The sequence below is a fragment of the Lysinibacillus sp. NPDC093210 genome, assembly GCF_044753985.1.
In the GTDB taxonomy this organism is placed as follows: domain Bacteria; phylum Bacillota; class Bacilli; order Bacillales_A; family Planococcaceae; genus Lysinibacillus.
On record NZ_JBIVOE010000008.1, the window covers coordinates 127088 to 145509 of the forward strand.

The window sequence follows — 18422 nt, forward strand, 5'->3', positions numbered from 1 at the left end:
CATCTGTGAAAATGCGAAAAAATTCTCTTTAAGTTAAAATAATTCTCTTTTAAACTATTTTTGCGTTGACAATCGTAATTTAAATTTATATACTATTCCAAATTAAACCACCAAAAGGTAAATTAATCTAACTTAACTGGTACGTACATCACAATAAGTTTACAGCACTTAAATGTAAATCGATCATTCCTACTCTCGTTAAACTCCTTGGTTTGCCGGTTGTAGCATTCATAATTATAAGGTTTATTACTGTCAATCATGTAATAACTCAAACTTTATTAATTCAAGCTACGATGCCTGCTCTGACATTGTCATCTATTTTATTTAGTAAATATAATGCGAACGATAAATTAGGTGCAATTGTAACAGTAATTTCAACAATTTTTTCTTTATTGTCAATACCATTGATTCTTTTAATTTTTGTTAAATTAAATTACTTTTAGGAGGAATTATATGATGAAGGTTGATTTACTAATAAGAAATGCAAATATTATCACTTTAGATGCTCAAAGTACACGTGCTAATGTTTTAGCTTCTTATAGAGGAAGAATTGTAGGAATTTGGTCTAAAGCTGATTTTAATAAAGCAGAGGATTCTTTAGCTCTCGAAATACATTCTAAAGAACTCGATTTAAATGGTGCAACGGTAATTCCTGGTTTCATCGATACTCATAACCATCTATTTGTATATGCGTTAAATAAGGCGCAAGTTGATTGTTCATCTCCGCGAAATAAAAGTATTTCAGATATCATCTACAATTTAGAAGCGTTTCATCAGAAACAAAATGACAGTAGTTGGATTTTAGGCTTTGGCTATGATGATACAATGCTCACCGAGAACCGACACCCTACTAAAGAAGACTTAGATAAAGTAAGTACAGATCGTCCTATAATTATCCGCCATGTTTCAAATCATATTGCAGTTGTAAACTCCAAAGTACTGGAACTAGCGAAAATAGATGCTTCTGTGAAAGACCCAGAAGGAGGGCATTTTGGACGAGATGCATCGAATAATTTAAATGGGGTTTTATACGAACATGCAGCAATGAGCTTTGTTTACGATTATATCCCTGCCCCTTTAAAAGAAGAATTTATAGAATTAATTCGCGTCGCTGCTCAAGATTATGTTGCGCAAGGGATTACTACTAATACTGATGCAGCCGTAGGGCATTCAGAATACGATATTCATATGGATGTTATAAGACATACAATACATCCCATGAGAATTCGATTAATGTTTATGTATAATGTGTTATTGGAAGGTGGCTTTTTTGAAAATTATAATGCAAATCAACTAAATCAGAAAATATTAGAAAACTCTAATGGCATGGCTAAATTAGATAGTGTGAAGCTATTTCAAGACGGCTCGATTCAGGGGCTTACCGGAGCATTACGTCAACCATATTATAATGATCCAAATTTATATGGGGACCTTATTTTTCCACAACAAACTTTGAACGATTACGTATTAAATTTCCATAATCGTGGCTTTAGAATTGCCACACACGGGAATGGAGATCGTGCAATAGGTTCTATCCTTGAAGCCTATCAACAAGCACTTGAAACTTCTCCAAGGAGTGACCACCGTCATCGAATTGAACATGTTCAAACTGCTACACCAGAAGATTTGAAGTTGATGAAAGCCTACAATATTGCTGCTTCATTCTTCATTAATCATGTTTATTATTGGGGCGATCGCCATAAAAACATCTTTTTAGGGCCTGAAAGAGCAGAAAGGATGAATCCTTTGAAAGAAGCAGATGACTTAGGTTTGTTGTATACATTACATTCAGATTGTCCAGTTACTCCGATTTCCCCACTCTTCTCAATTTGGGCAGCGGTTAATCGTGTAACGAGTGGAGGACATGTACTAGGAGAAGGACAAAAAATTGAAGTTGAAACCGCATTAAAATCAATGACAATTTATGGAGCTCAATTGAACTTCGACGAACAAGATTTAGGTAGTATTGAAATAGGAAAATTCGCTGATTTTGCAATTTTAGATAAGGATCCAACAGCAGTTGATCCTATGACCATTAAAGATATCAATATTTTATCTACGATAATTAATGGCGAAATTGTATTTGAAAATAAAGAGTTAGCTTTATCAAAGTTAAAATAATTACTATTTCCCCAATAGTAACTATTTATATATGTTAGACAAACTACTGACAATCCCCATCTGTCAGTAGTTTTCCGAATATTACAAAAATAAAAACTCTATCCTGTTCCTGAAAATAAACTTTAGTAAAGCGTTGATTTCCGTTCAACTCAATTTAGAGTCCTAATATCCTCTCTTTCTGATTCACCTTTGAATGGAATTACCTATAAAAAATTTATATACTAAAAAATAATTCTCTTTTAAATCATTTTTTTCTACTTAAACACTATTATTATGTTGACAACTATATTTTAAATTTATATACTATTCCAAAATAAACCATGGAATTGTAGATGGATTTAACCCAACTGGTCCGTACGTCATGACAAGTTAAATTTATTTACTATTTAGAAAGGAGTTATTCTATGTCCGCAAAAACATTTTTTAATGTCTTTATTGGTCTTGTTTTACCTGTTGTTAGTGTAATTGCTGGGTTAATTTATTTTCGTTACTCCGAACATTTTATTTTAGGTTTCCCAATTCTTTATTTTTGGATGTTCTTATGGTTCATACTGACATCTCTTTGTATTTCTTGTTCTTGGTTTTTCTTCGATAAAAAAAATTATGATTAATTAATTGACAAGGTGGGATGGATAATGGCAGTTACAATTTTCATAGGTGTTCTTATTTTTTCTCTAATTCTAGCAGTGCTCTCAAAAGGAAAATCAAAAAAAGACAATGTAGCAGATTATTTAGTTGGTGGCAGGTCTTTTAACGGATTTATCTTATTCTTTCTTGCTATCGGTGAAGTTTATAGTATTGGAACAATTATTGGGTTTCCTGGAGGTATATACGCAAAAGGAGCAAGCTATGGAATATGGTTTCTAGGATACATACTTCTAGCATATCCAGTTGGTTACTTCCTTTCGCCTCTTATTTGGCGGGCTGGTAAACACTACAATGCGATGACCGCTCCTGATTTGTTCAAGAGCCACTTTTCTAGCAGACCTTTAGAGTTACTAGTGGCATGTACTTGTTTACTTTTCCTCATTCCTTGGGGACAGTTACAGTTTGAAGGGCTAATAGTAGCTTTAAATGCTTTAGGCTTCGATTTCCCACCTATTATTGCTGTATTCATTGCTGGTACAATTGCATATGTTTACGTGGCTATTTCTGGCGTTAAAGCACCTGCTGTTATATCGATTTTAAAGGATATCCTTTTATTCGCAGCGATCATTATCGTAGGTTGGGCAGCCTTTTCAAAACTCGATGGTGTAAGTAATCTATTTACTACTGCAAAGGAACACGGTGCCTCAGTGTCATTTGGTTCGACAGAACAAGTCACGTTTTCAATAACGACAATTATTTTCCAAGCAGTAGCTTTCTATTGTTTCCCATTTATTATAAATGTATTGTTCACAAGTAAATCAGAAGGGACAATTAAGCGCGCCCAAAGATTTATGCCACTGTATATGCTTATGTATCCATTCTTAATTGCTTCAGCATATTTTGCTTTAGTTGCTTTACCGAATATTGATAACCCTAACCATGCGTTTATTGCCACTTCAATTGAATTATTACCTACATGGGTAGTTGGATTAGTCGCTGCTGGTGCCGCACTATCAGGGCTCTTAGTTCTAGCCGTTATATCTTTAGTAGTCGGTGGTATTTTTACTCGTAACATTGTGACAAGTATTCCGGAAAATAAACAACGCAAATGGTCACAAGTCGTTGTTATTGTTTATTTATTAATTTCAATGTTGTTAACTGTCTCACTTCCAAGTCTAATGCTAAATCTAATCAACACAGCTTATTTTGGCTTTGGTCAAATATTGCCTGGTATTCTTTCAATTATTTTTTGGAAAAGAGCTACAGCTATAGGAGTGGGTGCGGGTATTCTAACTGGTACGGCAATCGCCTTATCCTTCCAATTTGCAGGTATCAGTATTTTTGCAATCAATACAGGACTTATTGCATTATGTTTTAACTTCCCTGTCTTGATTATTGTGAGTCTACTGACATCTAAAAATAAACAGTTGCTCACACCGATAGTATCTGTGCGCATGGAGAAATAGTTTAATAATGATTGTTTTAGGAAGTGCATGAAATGGAGTATTCTATTGTTTTTGAATCAATTCTATTAATAGGATTTATGATTTTAATCGGTGTATTACTTGCTCGCATTACACCTATTAATGATAGTACTCGTAAAACCTATACGCTTATTATCGTGAATGTAGCGATGCCCTGTATTATTTTGTCGAGCATATTTAAGGTAGATATTAGTCCTACTATTCTTAAAAATATCGGAATGGTATTTGGACTATCAATTATTATTTGTATAATCGGCATTTTACTAGGATGGCTATTGATCACTATTTTTGATAAGGAAAGTTCGATTAAACCTGAAGTTGCCCTTCTCTCTGGACTTGGCAATACAGGTTTTATCGGGATACCATTATGTGCTGCGATTTTAGGTCCTAAAGGTGCTTTATATGCTGCCATTTTTGATGCAGGTGTGGACTTGGTCATATGGACTGTTGGCGTTATGCTACTACAAAAATCGATGAAATTTTCATTTAGCACGTTGAAATCGATGATCAATATACCAACTATTGCAATTGTATGTGGCTTATTCTTTGCTTTTGTTAATTATCGTCCACCTGTCATTTTTATTACGTTAACAAATCAGTTAGCTGCACTTGCATCACCACTTGCCATGTTTTATATCGGAATACTAATCATGTCTGTAAATAAAGCTCAATTTACAGTACTTAAAAGTAAATCGATCATTCCTACACTTGTTAAACTCCTTGGTTTGCCGGTTGTAGTGTTCATCATTATAAGTTTTATTACTGTCGATCAAGTCATCGCACAAACGTTATTAATTCAAGCTACAATGCCTGCTCTGACATTGTCATCTATTTTATTTAGTAAATATAATGCGAATGATAAATTAGGCGCTATTGTTACAGTTATTTCAACAATATTTTCATTATTATCGATACCGTTACTTCTATTAATATTGGTTAAATTAAATTACTTTTAGGAGGTCAATAAAATGTTAAAAGTTGATTTACTTATAAAAAATGCAAACATTATTACTTTAGATGCTCATAGTACACGTGCTAATGTAGTAGCTTCATTTGAGGGAAGAATCGTAGGGATATGGTCTAAAGATGAATTTAATCAAATTAAAGATTCTTTAATTTTTAAACAAGGCATGAATGAAGTAGATTTAAATGGCGCAACGGTAATCCCTGGTTTCATCGATACACATAACCATCTATTAATATATGCGCTAAACAAGTCTCAAGTAGATTGTTCCCCTGCAAATAATAAAAGTATTACCGATATCATTTATAAGTTAACCAAGTTCCATAATGAACGAGCTGACAGCAGTTGGATTTTAGGCTTTGGCTATGATGATACAATGCTATTAGAAAATAGACACCCTACAAAAGAAGACTTAGACAAAGTAAGTACCGAACGCCCTATATTTATCCGCCATATTTCAAATCATCTTGCAGTTGCAAACTCAAAAGCACTAGAAATCGCAGAGTTAAATGCTTCTATTCAAGACCCAGATGGAGGTCATTTTGGTCGCGATGAATTCAATAATTTAAATGGTGTTTTATATGAGCCAGCTGCCATGGACTTAGTTTTCAATAGTATACCTACTCCATCGAACGAAGAAGTAATTGAGTTAATTCGAATAGCTTCTCAGGATTATTTAGCACAAGGAATCACAACGAATACGGATGCAGGGGTTGGATTAACATTAGGTCCAATAGAATACGATATCCATATTGAAGCCTTGAAAGAAAAAGCACACCCAATGAGAATGCGATTAATGATTATGAATGATTTGTTATTGGAAGGTGGCATTTTTGAAAAGTATAATGCTAATCGACTTAATCAGAAAATTTTAGAGGATTCTAACGGAATGGCCAAATTAGATAGCGCAAAACTATTCCAAGATGGCTCGATTCAGGGGCTTACAGGCGCATTACGTCAACCCTATTATAATGATCCAAATTTATATGGGGACCTTATTTTTCCACAACAAACTTTGAACGATTACGTATTAAATTTCCATAATCGGGGCTTTAGAATAGCAACACATGGAAATGGAGATCGTTCCATAGGCTCTATCCTTGAAGCTTATCAATATGCACTTGATACTTCTCCATGCAGTGATCATCGTCATCGAATTGAGCATGTGCAAACTGCTACACCTGAAGATTTGAAATTAATGAAAGACTACAATATTGCTGCTTCATTCTTCATTAATCATGTTTATTACTGGGGCGATCGCCATAAAAACATCTTTTTAGGGCCTGAAAGAGCAGAGAGAATGAACCCACTCAAAGAAGCTGATGATTTAGGCTTGTTGTATACATTGCATTCTGATTGTCCTATTACGCCTATTTCCCCACTCTTTTCAATATGGGCTGCGGTTAATCGCTTAACGAGAGACGGGCATGTACTAGGTGAAGGACAAAAAATAGATGTTGAAAGTGCATTAAAATCTATGACGATTTACGGTGCCCAATTGAATTTCGACGAACAGGATTTAGGTAGTATTGAAATAGGGAAATTAGCTGATTTTGCAATTTTAGATAGGGACCCTACAGCTGTTGATCCAATGACGATTAAAGACATCAACATTTTAGGTACGATTATTAATGGTGAATTTGTATTTGAAAGTAAAGAATTAGCTTTTTCAAAGTGAAAATAATTACTATTCCCCAATAGTAACTATTTATATATTATTAAAAAACTACTGACTCCCCATTTGTCAGTAGTTTTTTAAATTTCCAAACAAAAGTATCTATTATGGCCCTGTAAACTTACCTTATTAAAACGTTGTTTTCCGCTCAAGAGGCTCCTTTACCGCATGCAAGAGTATCGCGCCTTCCACTACAATCAACGAGTAACGCCTACTTATTAAAAAAATTCTGACTCATTTTTAAAAATTAAGTTCAAGTTCATTATCCATTTTACTGCTTTTTTAAACGTTGAGATTTGAAATGAAAAGCATACATACCTGGATTATAATCAGCAATACAATATTCAATGAGATCTCCATTAATATCATAAACAAAGCGATTTAGATGGAGTGAATTACTGTTTTCTTTAATATTAAGCAATTTACAATCCTCTTTGGAAATAGGCTTACTCGTAATAACCTCATCCGCATCATGCAATTGTATATTCATTTCATCCTCTAACAAGTCATACAACGTACCACTCTTAATATCAAGCTTCGAAAGCTTTTCACCAATTTCTATTGGATAGTATTGTGTCTCAATGGCTATTGGCATATCATCTGCATAGCGTACGCGTTTAATCAAATATGCTTCAGCTAAATTAATCGCTTCCTTTACTTCATCAGAAACCGTAATAATCCCATGTTTAATTAACTTCGTCCCTGGCTTCATCCCCATATTCTCAATACTTTTAGTCGTACTAATTAGATTACCCAACCAGTAATGAACGGGCTTTCTAGTAATATATGTACCTTTACCATGTCTTTTCTCCACAATACCATCTATTACTAATTGTGAAATGGCTTCTCTTACTGTACTTCTACTAACACTGTATTCTTCCATTAATTCTCGTTCACTCGGTATTTTACTTGTATAAATACCTTGATTAATTTTCTTTTCGATCATTTTTCTTAACTGTATATGGAGAGGTATTGGATTGTTTGAGTGAATCATTATTACACTCCTTTCGATAGTAAGTTTGTATAGGGTTAATTGGATTGATAGACATATTATTATGAATCCTAAAAGTAACTGCATACCCATAATTATCATTACTTCTATTATATATAGACCTATAAGACCTCGTCCACATCAGTGCGTTTTATCTTAATATATTACTAATATTGCCGTATAAACTCGTCACTCAACATAGGAGGACACCGTAGTTATATATATTTTATATAATTCACTTAGTAAAAATATATTATCCATGTTAAAATCTGGTCTTTATAATGAAGGTATCACTACTAAAGGAGGCACTTGAATGGAGTTTAATAAACTTGGAAATAGTGGATTATCTGTGAGCAAGATTGCATACGGCAACTGGATAAATCATGGGGGCAAAGTAGACGAAGACACTGCAAATGAGTGTGTTAAAGCTGCACTAGATGTTGGTATAACAACATTCGATACTGCGGATGTATATTCAGATACGAAAGCTGAAGAAATACTCGGTCGTTCTTTAAAAGGTATTCGACGCGAGAGCATTGAACTTTGCACAAAGGTGTGCCATCCAACTGGGAATGGACCAAATGATAGAGGTTTATCGCGAAAACACATTTTTGAAAATTGTAATGCCTCTTTACGTAGGTTGCAGACTGATTATATTGATGTCTATTATGCACACCGATTTGACCCAACTACTCCCCTTGAAGAGACAATGTTAGCCTTCGCAGATCTTGTCAGACAAGGTAAAGTTCTATATATCGGGGTAAGTGAGTGGACATCAGAACAAATTACCCGTGGTGCAGCACTTGCACGGGAATTGAATATCCCTCTTATCGCAAGCCAACCCCAATATTCAATGCTGTGGAGAGTTATCGAAACTGACGTAATCCCAACCTGTCAACGTGAAGGTCTAGGACAAGTAGTATGGTCGCCTTTAGCACAAGGAGTTCTCACAGGAAAATATTTACCTCAACAACCCGTACCGACACAATCCCGTGCTAACTCGTCAGCAGGTAAACCATTTTTCAATAAACTTGCACAACGTTGGATGAACGACAATGTTCTTACTGCTATCCAACATCTTAAACCTATCGCACAACAGATTGATCTTTCCCTTGCTCAGCTCTCAGTAGCTTGGGTGCTGCAAAATCAGAATGTTTCCTCAGCAATTATCGGGGCATCGAGTCCAGAACAGGTAAGAGAGAATACCGTAGCTGCTAGTGTCAAACTAGAGCCTGAAATAATGCAGCAAATTGATAAAGTACTGGAAGGTCTCATTGAGTACGATCCAAGTAAAACAGGTTGAGTTTATGCATGAGAAAGCTTGAGCTAAATAACAATCCTTCCTCCCCATCCCATGTGGATGGGCTTTTATTTTTGGTGGTCAAGATGTAAAAGTGAATATACTTCTCTAATAACTGTTAAGAAATGTTCTGCTACTGCAGATGTTTCATCTTTTCTCCAGCCAACATAAAGGTTTACTTTTGGTGTAGTTTGTTGGATTTTTTTATAGATAACACCAGGACGTTTATAACTTTCTACCGACGAAGGAACAACAGAAACGCCCATTCCTGTTGCAACTAAATTAACAATCGTATGCATTTGAATAGCTTCTTGAACAACATTTAAATTTACGCCATGCTCCCAAAAGTAGCTAATAATTAAATCATAAAAATTGGAACCCATTTGCCGCGGAAACAAAATAAATGGTTCACCAATTAACAATTCGACTGGAATTTCGGACAATTTGGCGAATGGATGATCTTGGTGTAAAACTACTCTTAAAGATTCTTCAGAACAAACTTCAGAAGATAGTATTTCGTTGTTCTGTTTAGACCGAATAAATCCTATATGAATTTGTTTTTCATAGAGTGCCTTTATTTGCTGCTCCGTTGTCATTTCACGCAATATAAGATTGATTTTAGGAAAGCGTTCTCGAAATATATTAAGAACTTCTATAACAATTTCTGTAGAATCGACAAAACCAATTATTAAGTTCCCTATTTTACCTTCAGCAGCAAGTTGTGTTTCCTCTATTGTTCTTTCTAACTGCAACAGCGTTTGTTGAGAACCTGCTAAAAATATCTTTCCAGCATCCGTCAGTTCAACCATTCTTTTCGTCCGATGAAAAAGTTGCACGCCCAATTCTTCTTCCAATTTACGAATTTCTTGGCTTAAAGGGGGTTGTGCCATTCTGAGACGTTCTGCTGCACGACTAAAGTTCAATTCTTCTGCAACCATTATAAAATAGCGAATTTTCCTAATATCTATTTTCATGCACCCCTTCTGAAAATCCAATAGCAACTATTTACATCATTTTAGCATAATCTCCCATTTTAATAATTAAGAAAAGAACTACCTTCGTTTTTTGCCTAAAATAAAAATAAGTATATCCTTGCGATGCCGGCAAAAATACACTTATTTTTTCATGAAAAGTAAAATGCGCATACGCTTAACAAAGTGTAAATGGCTTTTCAACTGTCAAACTACTTCTATAAAAGTTGTAACTTTGACCTTTGCGCTCTCGTACTAAATAATTGCGTTCCATTAAATAATGTACAAAGGTAATTACTTGAATAAAAGCAGCTCCTCTAAGCTCTACTGGCTTATGTGCGTACACCTGATTCGTTATTTCCTGTGCGGTCGCCCCTTCTTCTGGTATTGCATGTAAAATTTGCTGACATTTGTCTGTATAATGTGCCATTAACCGTGATACGCGCTCATTAAAGTCTTCAATCTGTGTCCCATGAGCAGGCAATGCATCATAAATTTTCAATTGACCTAAGCTTTCAAATGTCGCCAAATATAAGGCAAGAGGATTTTGCATGTGGGTAGAAGGCATGACAATCGGATTAATAATTTCCAATAAATGATCACCTAAAAATAACACGCCTGTCTCTTTTTCATAAAAGCAATAATGATCTGACGAGTGTCCGGGTGTCCAAATTGGCTGCAAATTAAATGTTTCACTCTCAATCATTTGATGCTCTGAAAAAATAACATCTACATGTACTTGAAATGGTTCGTAACGATTAAATACCGCGGAAGCCGCTTTATCTTGCACCATTCCATAATCAGCCAGAAAAGATAAACTCCCATCCTCGGTAATTCCTTTTTCAAAACGTTCCCGTCTGCTTGTTAATTCCTCGTAACTTCGTTGAGACATCCAAATAGTTGCCTCATACTCATCTTGGAGCCATTTTGCCAAGCCAAAATGATCAATATGCAAATGTGTGATGAGCACACGATTAACTCGGCGTTGACCAATGACCCGCTGCCATATTTCTTTCGACTCAGCATTATCATCACCTGTATCAATAATTGTAATACCAGAAGGCTCTTCAATTACATAGCAGTTAACACTACGTAAATCATAAGGAATCGGCAATGTAACAACTTGCCAATTTAAAAGTTTTTGATTTTGCATTTTTACACCTCTACTTAATTATTCTATTATTCTGTCTTTTTATGTTAAGATAATAGCACTTCTTATGGAAAGGAGCCAACTTATGGTACAACAAATCGATCTAATTATTTATAATGCCGTTATTTTAACACAATCAACGTCTGTACCAATCGCTACAAGTATGGCTATTCTTAACGGAAAAATCATTGCTTTATTTGAGCATAATGATTCTTCACCCTATCAAGCTAAAATAAGTATTGATGCACAGCAAAAGGTAATTTTGCCTGGTTTCATCGATGCACATTGTCACTTACAAGCGATGGTTAGCGAGCAGTTTAGTATACATATACCAACATCATACCAAACGAAAGAGGTATTTTTGGCATATCTTCGTGAGCAAATTTCACGTATTCCTAACGGTAATTGGGTTCGTATTAATGGCTATCATCCTTTTCATTTCCCTCATATAGAACCTTTATCTATGGCAATGCTGGATGAGCTTTCTACCAAACACCCAATCCGTGTACGCTATGTAACGCGGCATACATCCGTGTTAAACAGTAAAGGCTGGGACTATTTTAAACAAGCTTTAGAAAATCATTCTAATAACGGCATCCATATTGAGCTTGATTCACTTGGACAACCTACAGGTATCATTCATGGAGCAGACGCTTTACTAAATGAATCCGTTTTACCGAGATTACCTGAAGAACAGTGGTTAGCGGGCATAGAAGCTTTACAATCAAAGCTTCTATCTTTAGGCATTACTACTGTTTGTGATGCATCTCCAACTACATCAGCATCTCAGCTTGCAATATGGAAAAAAGCTGCTCAACACTTTTGGAAAATTCCAGTTCATTGGATGACCGGTAGTCCCCACTTTGATGACCTAGCAAAGCATCTACAACCTATACCTATATTTAAACGGAATGCCTTAAAAATTGTGTTGGAGACAATGCCAGAAATTTATCCTACAAAGGATGCCGTTGTACAAATGATGAAACAAGCATTTCTCGCAAATAGCACAGTTGCAATTCATGTTGTAAATCCCGAGATGGTTTGGCATGCCATTGATGCATTACAAATAGCACATCAGCAACTCCCTGAAGTAAAAGGAGTTTGTCGCTTTGAACACTTGAGTTTATGTCCCGAAGCTTTTTTCGATATGCTCCATGAACTCCAAATACAAGTTGTCACAAATCCTCCGTTTATCGATATTCATGGAGATCGGTACTTACAGCACGTAGACGATAATGAGCACAGTTGGCTCTATCCAGTGAATTCTTTACTACAACATGGCATAACAGTCGCAGCTGGTTCAGATGCACCCGTTGCTCCTATCTCCCCTTGGCTTGGTATGCATGCTGCATGTACAAGGCAAAGTAAAGATGGCTTACAAGTAAATATACGAGAGGCTGTTTCAAGACAAGATGCGCTTAACCTTTATACGACTCATGCCGCTTTAGTTATCGGTGAACAACACCAAATAGGGCATCTTGCACCAGGCTTTGACGCTAATTTTATTATTGTTGAACAACATCCTGTAAACTGCACCCTTTGTCAGCTCCAAAACATGCAAGTATTAGAGACATGGATTGCTGGTGAGCGACTTTATCATTCTTCATAACAAATATTGTATTTCAAGCAACATATATATATAATAAGTACTTAATTGCTATAATCGCAATTTTCTAAAAACGGAAAGGTGTGAAAACTATGGATAATACTAAAACTGTCCACCGATTAAGCACTGTGGATAATGCCATTTCATTACTCACATTATTTTTAAAATACCAATCAATCGGGCTAGTTGACATTGAGCGCGAGCTACAAATAAGTAAAACAGCGGCTTTTCGTTTAGCAGCCACTTTATCTGACCGCGGTATGCTATTAAAAAATTCCGAAAATAAAACGTATCAGCCAGGGCCAATTATTTTCCAAATCGTCAATCGTTTTCATTCGCCAGATATTGTCTCTATTGCCCAGCCATACATGGTGGAACTTGCAGCTACAACAAAGGAGTCTGTTTACTTATCTATACGCTCAGGTAATAAACACCTCTTTTTATCCGGTGTTGAAAGTGAACATGCCTTAAAAGTAACTACTCCACTAGGAGAAGAATATGAATTATATTATGGTGCGATTGGTAAATTACATATGGCCTACATGTCGGCAAAAGATTTACAAACGTATTTTAATCGTACAACCTATATCCAACATACTGAAACAACGCTAGATATTGAACTTTTTAAGCAACAGCTCTCCACCATTAAGCAAGACGGCTATGCCTGGAGCCTAGGTGAACGTGCAGATGGTATGATTGGTGTCGCTGCGCCAATTTGGGGGAATAGTGAAGAGCCTGTAGCCGCGCTAACGATTCTTCTCCCTCTTTCCCGTTTTAATGAGGACATTAAAGAACAAATGGAAAAAATCGTGCAAGAATATACAGCAAAAATTACACAAGACTTTCTTGAAAAGCAACACTAGCCATTTGACATGATTTGTTGCTTATAACTTTCCTTTACAAGGGTTTGTTCAAATGCAAGCCCTTGCTCTAACGATCGATCCATACCACTAGAAATTAACCGTTTAATTTGCTGTGCTGTCTTAGGATACGTCGTTATACGCTTCATAAAACTTAATACTTCATCAAATAAATGCTCTTCTTCAAAAATGTCAGTGACAATTTGACGAGCCTTCGCTTCCTCAGCTGACAAATAATAACCTTTCATCGCAAAATCTATCGCCCAACCATGACGCATTAATCGGGGCAGGCTTTGTGTCCCTCCAGCTGCCGGCAACATCCCAAGTGCGCATTCAGGTAATGATATTTTTGTTTTAGGTGCTGCAAAACGAAAGTCGCAAATCATCGCCATCTCAATTCCAGAGCCAACCGCAAAGCCATGTAAAATAGCGGCAATCGGCTTCGAACATCGACGGAATTCATCCCAAATATCATGCTGAATCCGAATTTTTCGTTTTTCAATGACGGAAGGGATTGTACCAAATTCTTTTAAATCTGCACCAGCACAAAATCCTTTGCCATTTCCTCGTAAAATAACGCCATCGATTGTAGGATCAGCCTGTACAGCTAAAATATGTTCAAACAGTGCATCACGCATCGCCACACTAACAGCATTTAATTTTTCAGGGTGATTCAAAGTAATAATGGCTATATTTTCATCTCTCTCTAGTAAAACGATTGATTCCATGTAATCTCCTCCTACTCACCAATAAAATGTGGCTTGCGTTTCTCTAAAAATGCCTGTACACCTTCCATACGATCACGTGAAGTTTGTAACAATAAATAGACATCTAACTCTAAACGTAAGCCTTGCTCAAATGGTAACTCGCTACCACGATATAAGCATTCCTTTGTATATTGTAAAGATAAAGTAGAGAGCTCGCTTAGACGCAATCCTTCTGCACAAGCCGCTTCCCATAACTCCTCCCGTGTTACTTGTGTTGTAGCTAAGCCTAGCGCCATCGCTTCCTCCGCAATTACAGTAGACTGACCAAGCAAGACATTCATTGCAGCACCTTTACCAATTAACCTTGGCAATCGCTGTGTAATGCCCCCTGCTGGCACTAATCCGTAAGCTAATTCAGGTACCGCAAATTGTGCATCCTGCGCAATTATTCGAATATCTGCAATACAAGCAAAGCTAAATGCTAATGACGTACATTGCCCATGAATCGCCATAATAATTGGATATGGTAGCTTTGCCCATAGTTCAAGTGCTTCTGTTGCAAGGCATACTGTCTGATATTGTTGTGGAACATCTTCCTCTAAAATCGCAGGCAGACTACTGCCAATTGAAAACTCATCTGCACTCGAACCGACAACAACTACCTTAATATCCGTTGCATCACGCAAATAAACAGCCACATCTCGTAACTCTTGAATAAAGGGGGCATGCCATTCATTTTGTGTTGCACGATCTACTAGCTGTATGTAGGCAACGCCTTGCTGTTGCGCTATATTGATAAATTGATAAGTCATAGTGAATCCCTCTTTTCTTTAGAATAATATGTCTTGTAATAAGCTGTATGCTCACCAAAATAAGGGGCTCTTCCTTTCTCTTCTTGCCACGAATTTGGTGTTTCTTCTATTATAATGTCATCACATTTATGCATTGTTTTGACACATGATGCATCAGATGTAGGCGTATAAGGATCCCAAGCTATCATCGTTGCTACTTCATATTGCGAAACGTCAATCATATAGGCTGCATGCGTTGTTGTTTGTTCATACAAGGCAAGTGCAATCGAAAAGGCGCCCATAACACCTGCTAGCATGTCACTTATAGAAAATGGAGGTAGCGTAGGGGTTCCTGTATGATCTAATGTTTGTGCTACTATTCCACTCATTGACTCTAGTGTGGACCCATAGCCTACATAATCTCGATAAGGTCCTGTTTGACCAAATGCGGATAACGATGCATGAATAATTGACGCATTGTATAGCTGTAGTACATCATCTGTCAAACCAAAATTCCCCATTACGCGGGGGCTAAAATTATTAACGACAATGTGGCTGTCTTCAATAAGACTTAACAGAATCTTTTTATCTTCCTGCACATTCAAATCTAGAACGACTGATTTTTTATCGCGATTTAGCTCTTCAAAAAATGGCGTTGACCCCGACTTTCCACGAATGCCATCTGGCCGATGTGGTGCTTCGATTTTAATTACTGTAGCTCCTAAATCTGCGAATAATCGCGTACAGTACGGACCAGCCCACATTGCTGTCAAATCAACAATTTGCAACTCCTTAAAACTGGTAAAAGAAAAGGGCTGGTTTGCTGCCAGCCCTTTTGACATAATCCATGGGGAACGGATAATGCATTGTTGTTCCATAAAACCTCGACTTTTATGTTGAGGACATTGTATTACTTCCTGGTGCGATTGGACACTAGCAAATGGCAATCTAAACGTTTGCCCAAGTGTCATTAGCTCTTGCCGTAATTGACTTGAACTCCACTTACTTAGTGATGCCTCGATATTACTTTTTTGCAACCTTCTTTGAAATTGCGTCGAACAAGTTGGCAAATCTAATTGTGCCCAACGTGTTAAAAATGCCCACTGTTCATCACTTGGAGCACCAATGAACAGATGACCATCCACAGCAGGGGTTAGCATCATCGGTACAATCTCTTGTTCATCTTTCGTAAACAGTCGACCATGTAGGGCACTCGCTAAAATTGAGGCTACATGCACTACTACTGTGGATTCGCGCCGCCCTTCAAGTAACTGACAAACTGTAAGAAAAGCAATATGAGCTGCCACTAATAATGAGGCGGGGAAACCTCCAATGGCAATAGAAGGGGATGTTTCTTGCTCACTTTCTTTAAGCCAGCCTGCTTTTACTTGGAGTTCACGCTCATCACCTGTTTGAAAAGAATAAAAGTTAATGAATACTGTGACTGCTTTTGGAAAACACGCTGATCTCCACATACTGTCGTCCGTTAGTACAATATCCCATTCACTAGCTGTTTGTACCGATGATGTAAGCACCTTCTGTGAATCACAAAAGAAGGGTTGCTTCAAACTCACTTTTTCTACGTATGCTCCTTGCTGCCGTAATAGTTCAGCAGCAAAACTCGTAGCAAGTGTTGTCGAAATTTCTAGTATTCTACAGCCCTTAAGTGTTTGCTGCTTCATAAAACGACCTCCTATCTTAGTCCGCTGTTGGTAATGCGACCGGTTTTTTCACCTGCATATTTTTATTACAGCATTGTACAGAACCTTCACCTGATTTGATGCACATTACTTCACTTCCGCATTCCAAACATTCAAATCGTTTTCCTAATTGATTCGCCATCGTACATCACTCCTTACTTTTTCTCACTAATCTTCTGCCCACAGCAAGTTAGCTGTCCTTCGCCGATTTTCATAATAATGAATTCACTTTGACATTTTGGGCATGTGAATTTCGTACCGATTTTAATGGTCATTTACTCTCCCTCGCTTTAGCTAAGCATTTTATTGCCGATAATATTTTTTTCTAGCAAGCTATTATAATCTTCATCCGAAAGTTGTAATAACTCCTTAAACACATATTCATTATCCTGACCAAGTAATGGTGCGGGTGCTTTTTGTAAAACACGTTCATTGTTCCATTTAATTGGCCATGAAGGATATAAATGTGTCCCTACATACTCCCTTGTTACCTCTTGATACATATTTTTCAAAAATGGATCATGCTCCATTTCATGCACTTCCAACACAGGACCTGCCGGCACACCCACTTTTTGTAGCCGTGACGCAATTGCGTGATGTGTCTCCTGCTGTGTCCACTTCGAAATAATAGCATCTAACTCATCATGGGCAGCAAAGCGCCCTGCCGCCGTCTTCAAACGCTCATCGTTTAGGAGCGATTGTGCATTCATTTCTTGGCATAAGCTGTGCCATTCTTCATCCGAAGTAATCGAAATCGCAACCCAACTATCTTTACCTTGTGTACGGTATACACCTTGAGGGGCAATTCCTGGCTGACGATTACCTACACGGCTCCAATTTTTACCATTCAATATAAAGTCCGCAATAGGGGCGCCCATATAATTCACGCAGCCTTCATTTTGCGCAAGCTCAATTTCCTGTCCTTCACCAGTACGATCTCGATGCTCTAGTGCAATTAGCAAGGCTGCTGCCGCATGAAAACCTGCTAATACATCAGCAACGCCAAGTACAGTCATCGGTTTACCATCCTGATAGCCATTCAATTGTGCAATACCTGATAGCATTTCAAATGTATACGCAAATCCAGGTTGGTCACGATATGGCCCTGTTTTCCCGTAGGCTGGCATCGATAGCATAATAACATCTTTCTTATACTGAGATAGCACGTCATAAGTTAATTGAAAGTTTTCCATCACACGTGGTGTAAAGTTTTCAATAACAATATCGCATTTTTCCATAATTTTTTTAAAATACGCTTTTCCCTCTTCATCATTTAAATTAAGCGTCGCACCTAATTTATTATGATTTGCAGCGTTAAATTGTGGTCCAAACTCCCACCAATCTTCCTTCGGGGATGTTAACATAAAGCGGAAGCCATCTGGTGATTGAATGGATTCCAACTTAATAATTTCCGCACCAAGTGCACCTAGATAAGATGTACACATTGGGCCTGACCACCACATCGACAAATCTAAAATTCGTACTCCCTTTAATGGTTGATGCATATGATTCAC

Annotated in this window: 17 protein-coding genes; 9 read left to right on the forward strand and 8 right to left on the reverse strand. The window is 37.0% G+C overall.

Annotated elements, in window-relative coordinates:
• Nucleotides 1-182: 182 nt before the first annotated feature.
• The 6 genes from ACIP9C_RS17975 (at nucleotide 183) to ACIP9C_RS18000 (ending at nucleotide 6835) form a co-directional block, all read left to right on the forward strand.
• Nucleotides 183-443: an AEC family transporter gene (locus ACIP9C_RS17975; protein WP_401012945.1), complete on the forward strand. Its 261-nt coding sequence runs from the start codon at nucleotides 183-185 to the stop codon at nucleotides 441-443.
• 10 nt (nucleotides 444-453) lie between these two features.
• On the forward strand, nucleotides 454-2121 hold the full coding sequence (locus ACIP9C_RS17980; protein WP_401012779.1) for an amidohydrolase: 1668 nt from the start codon (nucleotides 454-456) through the stop codon (nucleotides 2119-2121).
• A 404-nt stretch (nucleotides 2122-2525) separates the two neighbouring features.
• Nucleotides 2526-2732 (forward strand): DUF3311 domain-containing protein, encoded by a 207-nt coding sequence (locus tag ACIP9C_RS17985; RefSeq protein WP_401012781.1) that lies wholly within the window; start codon nucleotides 2526-2528, stop codon nucleotides 2730-2732.
• A gap of 24 nt (nucleotides 2733-2756) precedes the next feature.
• A complete protein-coding gene (locus tag ACIP9C_RS17990; protein WP_401012783.1) occupies nucleotides 2757-4175 on the forward strand; it encodes a sodium:solute symporter family protein in 1419 nt (472 codons plus the stop codon).
• A gap of 32 nt (nucleotides 4176-4207) precedes the next feature.
• Nucleotides 4208-5149, forward strand: coding sequence for an AEC family transporter (locus tag ACIP9C_RS17995; protein WP_401012784.1), 942 nt, complete (start codon nucleotides 4208-4210; stop codon nucleotides 5147-5149).
• 12 nt (nucleotides 5150-5161) lie between these two features.
• The gene (locus ACIP9C_RS18000) at nucleotides 5162-6835 is read left to right on the forward strand and encodes an amidohydrolase (protein WP_401012786.1); all 1674 of its coding nucleotides are present in this window, start codon (nucleotides 5162-5164) and stop codon (nucleotides 6833-6835) included.
• Nucleotides 6836-7103: 268 nt separating this feature from the next.
• Here ACIP9C_RS18000 and ACIP9C_RS18005 read toward each other — a convergent pair whose 3' ends face one another.
• The gene (locus ACIP9C_RS18005) at nucleotides 7104-7826 is read right to left on the reverse strand and encodes a GntR family transcriptional regulator (RefSeq protein WP_401012788.1); all 723 of its coding nucleotides are present in this window, start codon (nucleotides 7824-7826) and stop codon (nucleotides 7104-7106) included.
• A 310-nt stretch (nucleotides 7827-8136) separates the two neighbouring features.
• Here ACIP9C_RS18005 and ACIP9C_RS18010 point away from each other — a divergent pair, with 310 nt between their 5' ends.
• Complete coding sequence (locus ACIP9C_RS18010) at nucleotides 8137-9126, forward strand: aldo/keto reductase family protein (RefSeq protein ID WP_401012790.1); 990 nt, start codon at nucleotides 8137-8139, stop codon at nucleotides 9124-9126.
• A 65-nt stretch (nucleotides 9127-9191) separates the two neighbouring features.
• On the opposite strand, the gene ACIP9C_RS18015 is transcribed toward ACIP9C_RS18010, so the two are convergent.
• Together ACIP9C_RS18015 and ACIP9C_RS18020 are read right to left on the reverse strand one after the other, a co-directional pair.
• On the reverse strand, nucleotides 9192-10091 hold the full coding sequence (locus tag ACIP9C_RS18015) for a LysR substrate-binding domain-containing protein (protein ID WP_401012947.1): 900 nt from the start codon (nucleotides 10089-10091) through the stop codon (nucleotides 9192-9194).
• 181 nt (nucleotides 10092-10272) lie between these two features.
• On the reverse strand, nucleotides 10273-11247 hold the full coding sequence (locus ACIP9C_RS18020) for an MBL fold metallo-hydrolase (protein WP_401012792.1): 975 nt from the start codon (nucleotides 11245-11247) through the stop codon (nucleotides 10273-10275).
• Nucleotides 11248-11329: 82 nt separating this feature from the next.
• On the opposite strand from ACIP9C_RS18020, the gene ACIP9C_RS18025 reads away from it, so the two are divergent.
• Together ACIP9C_RS18025 and ACIP9C_RS18030 are read left to right on the forward strand one after the other, a co-directional pair.
• Nucleotides 11330-12853, forward strand: a complete 1524-nt coding sequence (locus tag ACIP9C_RS18025) for an amidohydrolase (protein WP_401012794.1) — start codon at nucleotides 11330-11332, stop codon at nucleotides 12851-12853.
• A gap of 89 nt (nucleotides 12854-12942) precedes the next feature.
• Nucleotides 12943-13713: an IclR family transcriptional regulator gene (locus ACIP9C_RS18030; protein WP_401012797.1), complete on the forward strand. Its 771-nt coding sequence runs from the start codon at nucleotides 12943-12945 to the stop codon at nucleotides 13711-13713.
• Here the strand turns inward: ACIP9C_RS18030 and ACIP9C_RS18035 are convergent.
• The 5 genes from ACIP9C_RS18035 to ACIP9C_RS18055 form a co-directional block, all read right to left on the reverse strand.
• On the reverse strand, nucleotides 13710-14438 hold the full coding sequence (locus tag ACIP9C_RS18035; RefSeq protein ID WP_401012799.1) for an enoyl-CoA hydratase/isomerase family protein: 729 nt from the start codon (nucleotides 14436-14438) through the stop codon (nucleotides 13710-13712). The genes ACIP9C_RS18030 and ACIP9C_RS18035 overlap by 4 nt on opposite strands.
• Nucleotides 14439-14449: 11 nt before the next feature.
• Nucleotides 14450-15229: an enoyl-CoA hydratase/isomerase family protein gene (locus tag ACIP9C_RS18040; RefSeq protein ID WP_401012801.1), complete on the reverse strand. Its 780-nt coding sequence runs from the start codon at nucleotides 15227-15229 to the stop codon at nucleotides 14450-14452.
• A complete protein-coding gene (locus ACIP9C_RS18045) occupies nucleotides 15226-16890 on the reverse strand; it encodes a CoA transferase (RefSeq protein ID WP_401012803.1) in 1665 nt (554 codons plus the stop codon). Before ACIP9C_RS18045 ends, ACIP9C_RS18040 begins: the two co-directional genes overlap by 4 nt.
• 16 nt (nucleotides 16891-16906) lie before the next feature.
• Nucleotides 16907-17050 (reverse strand): hypothetical protein, encoded by a 144-nt coding sequence (locus tag ACIP9C_RS18050; RefSeq protein WP_340822610.1) that lies wholly within the window; start codon nucleotides 17048-17050, stop codon nucleotides 16907-16909.
• A gap of 148 nt (nucleotides 17051-17198) precedes the next feature.
• Nucleotides 17199-18413 (reverse strand): CaiB/BaiF CoA transferase family protein, encoded by a 1215-nt coding sequence (locus ACIP9C_RS18055; RefSeq protein ID WP_401012805.1) that lies wholly within the window; start codon nucleotides 18411-18413, stop codon nucleotides 17199-17201.
• Nucleotides 18414-18422 lie beyond the last annotated feature (9 nt).

Coding starts and splice junctions, on each gene's coding strand:
- ACIP9C_RS17980 (WP_401012779.1), top strand. CDS start 454: ATGATGAAGGTTGATTTACTAATAAGAAATGCAAATATTATCACTTTA.
- ACIP9C_RS18020 (WP_401012792.1), bottom strand. CDS start 11,247: ATGCAAAATCAAAAACTTTTAAATTGGCAAGTTGTTACATTGCCGATT.
- ACIP9C_RS18030 (WP_401012797.1), top strand. CDS start 12,943: ATGGATAATACTAAAACTGTCCACCGATTAAGCACTGTGGATAATGCC.
- ACIP9C_RS17990 (WP_401012783.1), top strand. CDS start 2,757: ATGGCAGTTACAATTTTCATAGGTGTTCTTATTTTTTCTCTAATTCTA.
- ACIP9C_RS18000 (WP_401012786.1), top strand. CDS start 5,162: ATGTTAAAAGTTGATTTACTTATAAAAAATGCAAACATTATTACTTTA.
- ACIP9C_RS18005 (WP_401012788.1), bottom strand. CDS start 7,826: ATGATTCACTCAAACAATCCAATACCTCTCCATATACAGTTAAGAAAA.
- ACIP9C_RS18050 (WP_340822610.1), bottom strand. CDS start 17,050: ATGGCGAATCAATTAGGAAAACGATTTGAATGTTTGGAATGCGGAAGT.
- ACIP9C_RS18010 (WP_401012790.1), top strand. CDS start 8,137: ATGGAGTTTAATAAACTTGGAAATAGTGGATTATCTGTGAGCAAGATT.
- ACIP9C_RS18055 (WP_401012805.1), bottom strand. CDS start 18,413: ATGCATCAACCATTAAAGGGAGTACGAATTTTAGATTTGTCGATGTGG.
- ACIP9C_RS18025 (WP_401012794.1), top strand. CDS start 11,330: ATGGTACAACAAATCGATCTAATTATTTATAATGCCGTTATTTTAACA.
- ACIP9C_RS18035 (WP_401012799.1), bottom strand. CDS start 14,438: ATGGAATCAATCGTTTTACTAGAGAGAGATGAAAATATAGCCATTATT.
- ACIP9C_RS17985 (WP_401012781.1), top strand. CDS start 2,526: ATGTCCGCAAAAACATTTTTTAATGTCTTTATTGGTCTTGTTTTACCT.
- ACIP9C_RS17995 (WP_401012784.1), top strand. CDS start 4,208: ATGGAGTATTCTATTGTTTTTGAATCAATTCTATTAATAGGATTTATG.
- ACIP9C_RS18040 (WP_401012801.1), bottom strand. CDS start 15,229: ATGACTTATCAATTTATCAATATAGCGCAACAGCAAGGCGTTGCCTAC.
- ACIP9C_RS18045 (WP_401012803.1), bottom strand. CDS start 16,890: ATGAAGCAGCAAACACTTAAGGGCTGTAGAATACTAGAAATTTCGACA.